This is a genomic window from Pradoshia sp. TA40_28 (assembly GCF_059694525.1).
Genome location: NZ_JCATZO010000011.1, coordinates 50353 through 63077 on the forward strand (window position 1 = coordinate 50353; position 12725 = coordinate 63077).

Consider the following 12725-nt stretch of genomic DNA (forward strand, 5'->3'; position numbering starts at 1 on the left):
TCGAAATTTGTTATACCTATAGGGGTAATAAAGAAAAGTACTCAAGGGAGGCGAAATCGATCTGATGAAAACAATTGAACCACATGAAGTAGAAGAAAGATTAATGGCCGGGCAGTCCTTAAATATTATTGATGTTCGTGAAGTAGATGAAGTACAAAGCGGCAAAATACCAACAGCAATTAATATTCCTTTAGGCTTGCTTGAGTTTCGCACAAATGAGTTAGATAAATCAAAAGAATATATTGTAGTTTGCCATGCAGGGGGACGGAGTGCCAGAGCTGTCCAGTTTCTTGAATCCCAGGGATATGATGTCACCAATATGAATGGCGGCATGCTCGAATGGGAAGGGGAAACCGAATAATGAGAAAAGGCGAGGAATCGGTTCACGCTCGAGTCCTCGTCTTTTTTATGCCATTTTTTCTTTAAAGGTTCAGGTGGGTCAGCAAAATCTGTGAGATTTCACTTGTTGCTCTCTTTTACCCGTGATTTAATCGATAAAAAAAGCATGCAACTTTTTCAGTATGCATGCTCAGCTTTATCATTTATCATTCGTTAATTTTTAACTTTAGCTGCCTTTTTTACTTCAATATATAGTAGATGGTGATCTTCCGCATCCTGTACGGTAAAGATGTAGCCATCTTCTTCTAATGAATCTCCAATGGCTGCGTCGATTTTATGGGTTAAAAACCAACCGCCTAATGTATCGACGTCCGGATAATCCATGTGTATTCCAAGCAGATCTTCAATCTCAGATAATAGCATTTTTGCGTCCAAAATATAATGATAATCAGCTATTTTACGAATCTCTGGAAGCTCATCTGTATCAAATTCATCGCGAATTTCCCCAACGATCTCTTCGAGGATGTCCTCAACCGTAACAATACCGGAAGTTCCGCCATATTCATCAAGTAGTACGGCTATGTGGATCCGTTCTTTCTGCATTTTTACCAGCAAATCATGAATAGGAATCGTTTCAATAACCGTAATAATTGGTTTGACATAATCTCGGATCGGCATATCTGTTTTCAAACCGCTTCTAAGACTTGCAGTTAGTAATTCCTTCACATTCACAAACCCAATAATGGTATCTTTATCTCCATCAGTGACAGGATAACGCGTATATTGTTCATTATTTAAAGAGAAGACAATATCTTCTAAAATATCATCCTTTTGAAAAGCATGAATTTCTGTACGTGGAACCATAATTTCTCTCGCAATCCGGTCATCAAATTCAAAGATATTGTTCACATATTTAAATTCAGATTGATTGATTTCTCCCTTTTGATAACTGTCAGTAAGAATCATCCGCAATTCTTCTTCAGAATGGGCAATGTCTCCTTCGGATGCCGGTTTTATACCAAATAAACTAGTGATAAAACGAGCAGAATGGTTGAGTGCCCATATGACAGGAAACATCACTCTGTAGAACATAATAAGCGGGCGTGCAAAATTCATTGTAATTGTTTCGGCCTTTTGGATTGCAACTGATTTAGGCGCTAATTCACCTACTACCACATGTAAAAATGTAATAATGGAGAAGGCAATGACAAAGGATATTACAGACGCTACAGATTCTTGAATGTGTAAATGTTTAAATAGCGGGTCAATGAGATGTTTTACAGTTGGCTCGCCAAGCCACCCAATACCTAATGAGGTAATGGTGATACCAAGTTGAGTGGCTGATAAATATTCATCTAAATGTGTGACAACCCTCTTAGCTGCTATAGCTTTTCGATTTCCTTCTGCAACAAGCTGATCTATTCTGGTCGCACGGACTTTAACAATAGCAAATTCCGATGCAACGAAAAACATCGTACTTGCCAGTAAGAATAAAAGTAAAATTAGATTAACTATGTCCATCGTCTCCATTCAAATTCTTTACCCGAAGCATGAGTAAAGATTCACCTCCTGACAAAAAAATCCCTATACATATTTTTTCACCAACAGGCTCTTGTTTAAACTTTTTTATGATATATGGTTAAAAATTCACCTATATACAGGATACTCCTCCAAGTGACTTTGCTCAATCTTTATGATACTCTTTAACTAGAAAAGAATCATGAATGGTGGGCATTCATGATTCTGCAAAAGCCACTCCTTATTGGAGACAGGTCATAATGATTAGAGGCCTCTCATTCTTTTAAAAGACCTGAGAGGTTATTTTTTATTATTTATCGTGATTACTGTCAGAATCAAGGTGGCAAAGCTGAATGTAACCATAAATGTCTCAAAGATGGACATGGGACATCACTCCATTTCAGTGGATTGGTTTCTACTTAATGGAAATGACTTTTGCTAGTTTATTATAGCATAGATTTAGTAATTCTAAGAACATATGTTCTGTTTTTGACGCAAATAATGACTTTTGACTCATCTAACAAAAAAGCTGGGATTTAGTTATCCCAGCTTGGCATGCAATGGTTTATCTGAAATAATGACACCATCATCATCGGCATATACATATTGTCCAGGTATCCATTCTACTTCTCCAAATGACAATGATTCTCCTTTTGAACCTTTTCCTATCTTCTCGCTTTTAAATGGGCAAGTTCCAATTGCTTTTATCCCGATTGCTATACCAGCCAAATCGGTAGAATCCCGGACGCACCCGTTAATAATGATTCCGTTTATATCTCTTTCAGCGGCAATGGCTGCTAATCTATCTCCTAAAAGTGCACAATTCAAAGAGCCTCCTCCGTCCACTACTAGAACAGTTCCAGCTTTAATTGTTTCTAGGCATTCCTTTACCATTACATTATCTTCATACACTTGAACGGTTTGGATCTCTCCATGGAATTCTTTGTTCTTTCCATATGAATGAAATGGAGTTTTGCATAGCTTTAAGCGGTCAGCATACTCATCACATAAATCAGCGGTTTTCATATTTTCTCGCATCCTTTCACATTTAATTTTAAATTGATTATATTGAATTATCTGTAAATTATCCATTTATTAGAAGAGGAATGTTTTTAAATATAGGTAGCATGGGAATAGATGAAGTATACGTTATAGGAAGATGAGGAGAAGGATTATGGGTATGTATAATCAGGCACTATTTATTTACAATGGAGCTGCGGGTCAAACAGAGACGGACCGAGCGCTTGCTGCCGTACTTCCTGTTATCAGTGCGGGAACGAAAGAATTAAAAGTGGTGCAGACAGAAGAGGCAGGGGAAACTAAAAGAATTTGCCATGAGCTCGGAGAAAGGTACGACCTGGTTATTATTCTGGGTGGGGATGGAACTGTTCATGAAGCCATCAATGGTCTTGCTTCTCTGAAAAAGAGACCCATTTTAGCAATATTGCCAGGAGGGACTTGTAATGATTTCAGCAGAATGCTCAATATCCCTCAAAATTTAAAAAAAGCGGCAGAGACCATTATGGATGGCCAATCTATTCCTGTAGATATAGGTCAAGTAAATGACCATTATTTTCTTAATTTCTGGGGTATTGGGCTCATTGCTCATACATCAAACAATATAGATGAAAATCACAAAAGATTAATGGGTAAAATGAGTTACTTTATAAGCGCGTTGCGGACAGTGAAAGAAGCAGAGACTTTTCGTTTTAAAATGAAAACGGATCATGGAGAGTATCAAGATGAGGCAGTCATGGTATTGGTACTAAACGGTAAATATATTGGATCTAATCAAATTCCACTGGCGAGCATCAAAATGAATGATGGACTTTTTGATGTGTTAGTAGTGAAAGAATCATCTTTTGGTGCCTTTCTTGATTTATTTTCCTTGGTTCCCCCAGACGAAAGCCCAATTGATACTGAAGCGAGACTATTACATTTGCAGACTGCATCATTGTCCATTGAAACAGATGAAGTGCTGGCTGCGGATACAGATGGTGAGATTTATATGGAAACTCCCGCAACCATGAAGATATTGAAACATCATTTACACATGATAACAGGGGAAATTATAGAGTAGGGTTACAAAACTTCTCTTTACCATTTAAAATGATAGAAAAGCAGAATTGGAAGTGAGCCTATGTCTAAGTTGATTGAGAATACTCCATTTCCCCGGACACGCGAGCTGCTCCGTGCAGATATGCGCAGTTTAGGATTAAAGCGAGGTATGAGTGTCCTTGTCCATTCCTCGCTTTCCTCGGTTGGATGGATTAATGGGGGGCCTGTAGCCGTAATTCAGGCGATAATGGATACAGTTACAGATGAAGGAACCATTATCATGCCAGCTCAATCAGCTGATTTGTCGGATCCGGCTGAATGGTTAAACCCGCCGATCCCTTGGGAGTGGTGGGAAACGGTAAGAAATACAATGCCAGCATATGAGCCGGAGATTACACCTACCTATGGAATGGGGAAAATAGCTGAATTATTCCGCACCTATCCGGATGTGTTAAGGAGTGACCACCCAAACGTTTCGTTCACAGGATGGGGGAAACGGAGTAAGGAAATTCTGGCTCAGCATACTTTAGAAAATGGTCTTGGGGAAGGGTCTCCATTAAGAAAACTGTATGATTTAGATGCCCATGTCCTGTTTATCGGAACCAGTTATGAAACGAATACTTGCTTTCATTTAGCTGAATATCGTTCCGGCACTAGAGAAGTAATCCAAAAAGGAGCACCTGTCTTTGTAGAAGGAGAGCGGAAATGGGTGGAATACATGGATATTGAATATGATGATACTGAATTTGAAACAATAGGAATCGCGTTCGAACAGCAGCACACCGTTATAAAAGGTAAAATTGGAAGTGCTGATTCCAGATTGTTTTCCTTGCGGGAAGCAGTGGATTATGCAGAAGTATTTTTTAAGAATGAAGAAAAATTTAGTTTTACAAATGGAGAAAAGATTTAGTTTTATAGATGAATTCTTCAAACTTAAGAGACCTCTGTCTAAGGGAATCTGGCTGAATAACAGTTTTATGGCTAGTAGTTCCCTTTTTCTTTTGCATCTTATTAGATTACTGGACATTACATAAAGAGGGATAAACAAAAGGCTTCCCTCCAATTAGTGGAAGGAAAGCCTTTAGGTTAATTCATACTTCTACATGCTGCATGTCATTTTCATATAAGAGTTCGATTTCCCCTTCACGAATTTCGAGCTTCGTTAAACTTGTGTTACCTGGAGGAGTCGCTTTAAAGACATCTGATAGAGGAGTATCTTTAATATAAGTAAGCAGTACTCGCAGGAAAATGGAATGAGTCACAATAAGAATCGTTCCTCCGGAAGGGTTCTCATTTATAATCCGTTCAAATACGTCAACGGCTCTTTTCTTAAGCTGATTAAATGTTTCGCCAGTCTCCGTTTCAAATAAATGTGGGGTTTCCCAAAAGATTTTAAATTCCTCTGGATATTCCGCCTCAATTTCATCTCGAATACGGCCGTCCCAATCACCGAAATGCATCTCACGTAAGTCATCTTCCTGAATCAGGCTGATCTTACGTTCTCCAATAATATATTGAGCTGTTTCGTAAGCGCGTTTGGAACTGCTGCTGTACACTTTATCAATCTTTACATCTGCAAGTCTTTTTCCAAGGGCCTTTGCATCATTGATACCTTTTTCAGTCAGTTCGCCATTTCCCCAGCCTTGCATAATTCGATTAACATTCCATTCTGTTAGCCCATGTCTAGTTAAGTAGATTGTAAGCAATGTACATGTCTCCTTTGCTATTTGTGAATAATCATAAGTATAACGCAATCAGGGTTTGATATGAAAACATTGAACATCTAAGAAGGTTTTAAAAAATTCTGTCATTTAATTAAAAAAGTTGTTTTATATACTGTAGGGGGGTATAGTATATTTGATGATAGATATGCAGGAGGGAGGTTCCTATGAGCGAGATAGAGATTACTGAGGACATGGGTAACCATTGTCACCATGATCAAGAACGAAAGAGTCATCACTCTGACAAAGTGAAAAAAAGTTTGATCACCCGTTTGAATAAAGTGGAAGGGCAAATCAGAGGGATAAAAGGAATGATTGAAAAAGATATATATTGTGACGATATTATTACTCAAATCGCCGCTACGCAATCAGCCTTGAATGCCGTTGGGAAGCTGATGCTTGAAGGCCATATGAAATCGTGTGTAGTAGAACGGATTCAGCAAGGTGATATGGAAGTCCTCGATGAAGTATTGATAACTATACAAAAGTTAATGAAAAAATAGGAGGAATTAAAATGGAAAAAACAATCTTAGATGTAAAAGGGATGTCTTGCGGGCATTGTGTAAAAGCGGTGGAAAGCAGTGTTGGTGAGTTAGGTGGGGTTACATCCGTAACCGTTACATTAGAGACAGGGAAAGTTGAAGTCCAATATGACCCGGCTCTGATTAGTCTGGAAACAATTAAGGAAACCATTGATGACCAAGGATATGATGTCAATTAAGATTGATTGATGTTAAAGCTAAGCTGTTCACCATTTTGGGCTTATCAGGTGAAAGCGATCAATAAGGTGGTGAAAACATGAAGCAAATTCAATATCAGATTACAGGGATGACCTGTGCAGCTTGTTCGGCGAGGATCGAAAAGGTACTGGGCAAAATGGAGGGGATTCAAGAGGCGAATGTGAACTTAGCTACCGAAACCTCCGCCATTAAATATGATCCGACTCTTATATCAGCGAAAGATATAAAAGAAAAAATAGAAAAGATAGGGTATGGCGTAGCGACGAAAAAATCTGAATTGGTTATTACCGGAATGACCTGTGCGGCCTGTTCAGCCAGGATTGAAAAGGTGCTGAATAAGACGGAGGGTGTCCTGGATGCCAATGTAAATCTTGCTTTGGAAACAGGCACAATTGAATATACCGGTGAAGAGATATCTGAAAAGAATCTAATTGCCAAAATAGAAAAGCTTGGATATGGAGCTGCCCCGAAGAACCAACAGTCACAAGAAGATGACGATCCAAGAAAATCGGCTATTAAGAGACAGCAGTTTAAGTTTATAGCGGCTGCAGTTCTGTCTTTGCCATTATTGTGGACGATGGTAGCTCATTTTTCCTTTACATCCTGGATGTATGTGCCAGATATATTGCTGAATCCTTGGGTACAGCTGGCTTTGGCAACACCAGTTCAATTTATTATTGGTTGGCAATTTTATAAAGGTGCCTACAAAGCCTTGCGAAATGGCAGTGCCAACATGGATGTATTAGTGGTGCTTGGTACGTCGTCAGCTTATTTTTTTAGTCTATATGAATCGATTGTAAAGAGTGGAAGCCATCACGGGGAGATGCCGCATCTATATTTTGAAACAAGTGCCATTTTAATTACTTTAATTTTGCTAGGTAAATTATTTGAAGCCAAGGCAAAAGGACGCTCTTCGGATGCGATTAAAAAGCTGATAGGGTTACAGCCTAAGACGGCGATCGTAATACGGAATCAAAAAGAAATAAAGATCCCTCTTTCTGATGTGATAAAAGGGGACATAATCTATGTGAAACCAGGGGAACGCATCCCTGTAGACGGGCAGGTGATAGAGGGAAGTTCTGCAGTGGATGAATCGATGTTAACTGGCGAAAGTGTCCCTGTAGATAAAAATAGGGACGATTACGTATTCGGTGCCACTATTAATAAAAATGGTTCACTAAAAATACAGGCCCTTAAAGTCGGCAAAGATACTGCCCTCTCCCAAATTATTAGAGTAGTTGAACAGGCGCAGGGATCAAAGGCGCCGATCCAGCGTTTGGCCGATAAAATATCAGGAGTCTTTGTCCCGATTGTCGTGGGTATAGCGATTTTAACATTTTTGGTTTGGTATTTTATCGTCGATCGAGGAAATTTTACATCGGCACTGGAAAACATGATTGCTGTACTCGTTATAGCCTGTCCATGTACGTTAGGTTTAGCTACACCAACATCCATCATGGCAGGATCGGGCCGGGCGGCTGAGTACGGTATTTTATTTAAAGGTGGAGAACATTTAGAGACCGCTCATCAGATTGATACGGTTATATTGGATAAGACCGGAACCATTACACATGGAAAGCCAGTATTAACTGATATAGAACCAATTGGTGAATGGGATCACGCACAGTTGCTAAAACTGGTTGCGGCTGCGGAGAAACCATCCGAACATCCACTTGCGCAGGCAATTGTGGAAGCGGCTGTTGAACGAGAGTATGAAATTGCCGAAGCGGTCGATTTTCAAAGCAATCCTGGATATGGAATCCAAGCAACTGTTGGACAAAATCTAGTCCTGGTGGGGACGAGAAAATGGATGATGAATCACAAAATAGATAGTACCCTCGTTACATCAGTCATGGAGGAACTTGAGGAAAAAGGGAAAACGGCGATGATTGTAGCTGTTGATGGGAATATTGCTGGAATCATTGCGGTGGCAGATACCATTAAAGAGACATCTCAACAAGCCATACAGCGCCTTAAGGATATGGGGATTGATGTGTGGATGATCACTGGTGATAATGAGAGAACCGCCCAGGCTATCGCAAAGCAGGCAGGTATAGGAAATGTGATTGCTGAAGTCCTTCCAGAGGGCAAGGCGACAGAGGTGAAAAGGATTCAATCTAAAGGCCGAAAAGTGGCAATGGTTGGTGACGGCATAAATGATGCACCTGCTCTTGCATTGGCTGATACGGGTATTGCCATTGGAACAGGCACAGATATTGCGATGGAAGCAGCAGATATTACCCTGATGAAGGGTGATTTAAATGGAATTGCTGATGCGCTGTATTTAAGTAAACAGACGATGCGAAATATTAAACAAAATCTATTTTGGGCTTTTGGCTATAATACTCTCGGAATCCCCGTTGCGTTTATGGGACTGCTTGCCCCTTGGCTGGCAGGTGGAGCAATGGCGTTTAGTTCAGTGAGTGTCGTGTTAAATGCCTTGCGCCTCCAACGAATCAAACTAAAATAAAGATCAAGAAAAGCTGACACTCGTTTGTCAGCTTTTTTAGTTTTTGTAACGATGGATGGAAGGTAAGATTATGTCTTTAATAAATAAAGGAAACTCTCATCTTTTATAGAATGTAAGGAGTATAAGGGGTGGGATATAATGGAAATTGAAGCGCCGAGAAAACGGATGTCAAAAGGAAAGAAAATTAGTTTATGGGTCATTGCCATTATGGCAGCCTTTCTTTTGATTGGTTCGCTGGGAGTGGTGTATTTTCTAAAAAGACCTTTGCCGCAACTAAAAGGAGAGCTTGGGTTGAAAGGATTACATAATTCTGTGAACGTCTTGCGTGATCGAGAAGGCGTACCGCATATAAAGGCCAGTGATACCCAGGATCTATTTTTCGCTCAAGGATACGTCCAAGCACAGGACAGAATGTTTCAAATGGATTTATCAAGAAGGCAGGCGTCCGGCCGGTTAAGTGAAGTAATTGGAGAGTCAACACTTGAAAATGATAAATATTTTCGTACGCTTGGCCTGAGGAGAACGGCTGAAGATTCTTATCCTGTTTATTCAGAGGAAGCTAAAGAAATACTGCAATCTTTCGCTAATGGTGTAAATGCCTATATTAATGAGAGAAAGGCTGATGGAAAATGGCCAATTGAATTTACGTTTCTAGGATATGAACCAGAAAAATGGACACCAATTGATTCATTGACAATCGGAAAGTATATGGCATTTGATTTGGGAGGCAATTGGAACAGTCAGGCTTTTCGTCACTATTTACTGCAAAACTTTCCGAAAGAAAAGGCTTATGAATTATTCCCGAGTTATCCTGCAGGAGCTCCCGTAAATATAACAAAGGATGAAATCGACATAGAAAGCAGTTTATCTGCTTCAGTGGTCCCTAATGAATTTAATGGAAGTAATAATTGGGTCATATCAGGTGAGAAAACCAAGACCGGAGCTCCTTTATTGGCCAATGACCCTCATTTATCACTGGCCACTCCTTCTGTTTGGTATCAAACACATTTGGAGGGTCCCGGCTATAATGTAAGTGGTGTAATCTTTGCGGGCATTCCAGGTATAATCCTTGGTCATAATCAAGATATTGCATGGGGTGTCACAAATGTAGGGCCGGATGTACAGGATTTATATATTGAGAAAAGAAATCCTGAGCAAGAAGACGAATTTCTTTTTAAAGAAAAATGGGAAAAGGCAGAAGTGATTCATGAGAAGATTGATATTAAAGGACATAAAGCAGAAGATTATAAGATAACAATCACACGTCATGGTCCGGTCATCTCGGAGTTTCTGGAAAGCTCTGGCATGGAGCATGTATTGGCTTTAAAGTGGACGGCCTTACAGCCTTCCAATGAATTGGAGGCAGTGCTTAATATGGGTAAATCAAAAAATTGGACCGAATTCGAAAAGTCCTTGGAGGATTTTGAATCACCGGCCCAAAATTTTGTATTTGCTTCAAAGGATGGAAACATTGCCTATAAAGCTAATGGGAAGATTCCTATACGAAAAAAAGGGCAGGATGCTCTTTTGCCTATAGAAGGATGGACTGGAGAAAACGAATGGACTGGATATATCCCGTTTACTGAATTACCGCGTACCATTAATCCAGAAAAAGGGTATATATCAACAGCAAATAATAAAGTGACTGATGATAGGTATCCCTATCATATAAGCCATGATTGGGCACAGCCCTATCGCCAAATGAGAATTGATGATGTTCTTTCAAGTGAATCTGATTTAACAAGTGAAGGTATGAAAGATTTGCAAATGGATCAACTAAACCTTCAGGCAGAGGAATTTTTGCCGAAATTTTTAGAAGAGATATCTGAGGATAACGAAAATGCGGCTATTGGTGTTCTGCGGGACTGGAATTACATCGATGACAAAGATATGGCGGCTCCATTGATATTTCAATTGTGGATGACGGAAATCTCGGACACCCTGTTTGATGATGAAATATCTGATGAAATGCTTTCTCTTTTCAGAGGAAAAAAGCAGGCTGTTGATCAACTTCTCCGGAAAACACTTAAGGGTGAAGAAAGTAGATGGGTGGAAGAAAAGGGCGGTATAAAGAAGGTGCTGGAAACTAGTTTGACTAAAGCAGTGGTAAAAGGAAAGGAACTACAAGGTGGACATCTTTCTAATTGGAAGTGGGGAGATTACCATCAAATTCAATTTAGACATCCTCTATCCAGTGTCAGTCCCCTTCAATATGTGTTTAATTATAAAGGAGCAGTGGAAAGCGGGGGAAGTTCGGTTACTGTTCAGGCGGCAGCTTACAATAATCTGGGGGATATTAATCATGGGGGATCTTGGAGGTTCGTTGCAGATCTCTCCGATTTATCAAAGGCATCACATTTAGTTGGACCCGGACAGTCAGGCCATTTGGGCAGCGAGTGGTATCAAAATCAAATGAAAGATTGGGTTACCGGAACGTATCATGTGACAAAACTAAATGAACGGGATGGTTCCTTCTTAAAGTTAACACCAATGAGGTAAAGTAGATTATTCCTGAAAAAGGGAAATAAATCAAAAGTTGTCAAGGCGAAAATTTAGTAATGTAGTACTAAAAGTCATATAATTTAGTATGTAAAGTTAACGGAAGTGTTCGAATTTTTAAAACTAAAGACTTATATAAAAAATCTTCTTCATTATTATTGCAATAGACAAATATGCATGATGCCTATACATCCTTTTCTGTTGATAGATTGTAGGATTACCAATGTTACAGCAACTTTACAATATAATTTTTTTACGATTTTTTGAATCTTTTTTTGTATTATATCGTCTAAAATAAGAGAGAAACAGTTCACACTGATAACTTGAACAAAGAATGGGTAATAAGATATAGGGTTGACTGGAGAAAGAGTAGTCTAATCGCCATCTAAACATCTTAATGATGAACACATGCCGGAGGGGTTTGCATTGAAACATGGTAAAAGAGATTTTATATATCTTCATAAACAGGAAGCGGAGCATTTTGTAGCTTCATTTGGCATGGACTTTTTCAGTTTTATGCAATCTTTGAAAGAGCCGCCACAAAATGTTTTATTATTGGATCATCCGTTTATGGATGTCGAATACGATATGCATACACAGTTTAATTATGTTTCTTTCCCCTTTTATAAAAAATATTATAAAGAAAATGGGAAGGAATACGGACATATAAGCTGGATTGATTTTGACGATATTGAGGGACTGGAAGAATTAGCTCCATGGGAAATTGCTGAGATTTTGTATATCAGACATACGTTTAACCATCTTAGATCCCCCTTTTATCAAAAATTAAATAATCGGTTTGTGTATCTAACATTGGAAGATGGCTTTTATAATAAAATTTATTACCGGTATTGGAATGATTTTTACCATTTGATTGCTAAACTGATTCCTGAGCATGTTGAAATGAATAGGCCGGAAAGACTGTGGCTTGGCGGTAAGAAAAGACCCGAAAATTCGATTATCCCTATAGATATTCTGAAACAGCTATCTCCTTTGCTTAATGAGGGAGCACTTATCAGCTTTCATAAATCTGTTCAAACAAGACAAAGTATCGAAATTCCGATATGGGCTGTTGGAGATTATCGTCATGAAGATGAATTAAGAGATGATTTAAAAGTAATTTATCAAAAGAGACAAACGGTTAATCTGGTTTATCAGAAGAAAACGAAGGAATGGGTCATAGATGAAAAATAAACCTCCTGTAAAATTAAGGGAGGTTTTCCTGTTTCTTAAACGGATATTCCTGTTCACAAATTGTATTCAAAAATGCATATAATAGGATGAATGTATGTTTAGTCTATTAGATCAAACAAGGTCACATATTAATTTAATGTTCTGAAAAGGAAATGATACAATAAAGTATGTATCAACTAACGGAGG

At 38.9% G+C, this 12725-nt stretch carries 12 protein-coding genes; 8 read left to right on the forward strand and 4 right to left on the reverse strand.

Translation table 11 applies throughout. The annotated features are described in order from the left end of the window. Positions 1–64 precede the first annotated feature (64 nt). Positions 65–361, forward strand: coding sequence for a rhodanese-like domain-containing protein (locus AC58NB_RS14325; RefSeq protein WP_497427515.1), 297 nt, complete (start codon positions 65–67; stop codon positions 359–361). Positions 362–552: 191 nt separating this feature from the next. Here the strand turns inward: AC58NB_RS14325 and AC58NB_RS14330 are convergent, their stop codons facing one another. From AC58NB_RS14330 to rraA, 3 genes are all read right to left on the reverse strand, one after another. After that, positions 553–1860: a hemolysin family protein gene (locus AC58NB_RS14330; protein WP_497427547.1), complete on the reverse strand. Its 1308-nt coding sequence runs from the start codon at positions 1858–1860 to the stop codon at positions 553–555. A gap of 297 nt (positions 1861–2157) precedes the next feature. Further along, positions 2158–2241, reverse strand: a complete 84-nt coding sequence (locus tag AC58NB_RS14335) for a putative holin-like toxin (RefSeq protein WP_491078047.1) — start codon at positions 2239–2241, stop codon at positions 2158–2160. A gap of 156 nt (positions 2242–2397) precedes the next feature. Next, a complete protein-coding gene (rraA, locus tag AC58NB_RS14340; protein ID WP_497427516.1) occupies positions 2398–2883 on the reverse strand; it encodes a ribonuclease E activity regulator RraA in 486 nt (161 codons plus the stop codon). Positions 2884–3031: 148 nt separating this feature from the next. Here rraA and AC58NB_RS14345 point away from each other — a divergent pair, with 148 nt between their 5' ends. Both AC58NB_RS14345 and AC58NB_RS14350 read left to right on the forward strand, forming a co-directional pair. After that, positions 3032–3937: a diacylglycerol/lipid kinase family protein gene (locus AC58NB_RS14345; protein WP_497427517.1), complete on the forward strand. Its 906-nt coding sequence runs from the start codon at positions 3032–3034 to the stop codon at positions 3935–3937. A 60-nt stretch (positions 3938–3997) separates the two neighbouring features. Further along, positions 3998–4825 carry an AAC(3) family N-acetyltransferase gene (locus tag AC58NB_RS14350; RefSeq protein WP_497427518.1) on the forward strand — a complete coding sequence of 276 codons (828 nt, stop codon included), beginning with the start codon at positions 3998–4000 and terminating at the stop codon, positions 4823–4825. A 181-nt stretch (positions 4826–5006) separates the two neighbouring features. On the opposite strand, the gene AC58NB_RS14355 is transcribed toward AC58NB_RS14350, so the two are convergent. Then, positions 5007–5621 carry a histidine phosphatase family protein gene (locus AC58NB_RS14355; protein ID WP_497427519.1) on the reverse strand — a complete coding sequence of 205 codons (615 nt, stop codon included), beginning with the start codon at positions 5619–5621 and terminating at the stop codon, positions 5007–5009. 182 nt (positions 5622–5803) lie between these two features. Between AC58NB_RS14355 and AC58NB_RS14360 the strand changes: the two genes are divergently transcribed. The 5 genes from AC58NB_RS14360 to AC58NB_RS14380 all read left to right on the forward strand — a co-directional run bounded on the left by AC58NB_RS14360 (position 5804) and on the right by AC58NB_RS14380 (position 12539). Then, positions 5804–6139, forward strand: coding sequence for a metal-sensitive transcriptional regulator (locus AC58NB_RS14360; RefSeq protein ID WP_497427520.1), 336 nt, complete (start codon positions 5804–5806; stop codon positions 6137–6139). An 11-nt stretch (positions 6140–6150) separates the two neighbouring features. Further along, positions 6151–6357 (forward strand): copper chaperone CopZ, encoded by a 207-nt coding sequence (copZ, locus tag AC58NB_RS14365; RefSeq protein ID WP_497427521.1) that lies wholly within the window; start codon positions 6151–6153, stop codon positions 6355–6357. A gap of 77 nt (positions 6358–6434) precedes the next feature. Beyond that, on the forward strand, positions 6435–8846 hold the full coding sequence (locus AC58NB_RS14370; protein ID WP_497427522.1) for a heavy metal translocating P-type ATPase: 2412 nt from the start codon (positions 6435–6437) through the stop codon (positions 8844–8846). 138 nt (positions 8847–8984) lie between these two features. Next, the gene (locus AC58NB_RS14375) at positions 8985–11345 is read left to right on the forward strand and encodes a penicillin acylase family protein (protein ID WP_497427523.1); all 2361 of its coding nucleotides are present in this window, start codon (positions 8985–8987) and stop codon (positions 11343–11345) included. 426 nt (positions 11346–11771) lie between these two features. Beyond that, entirely contained in the window at positions 11772–12539 is a 768-nt protein-coding gene (locus AC58NB_RS14380; RefSeq protein ID WP_497427524.1) for a hypothetical protein, read from the forward strand. Positions 12540–12725: the final 186 nt, after the last annotated feature.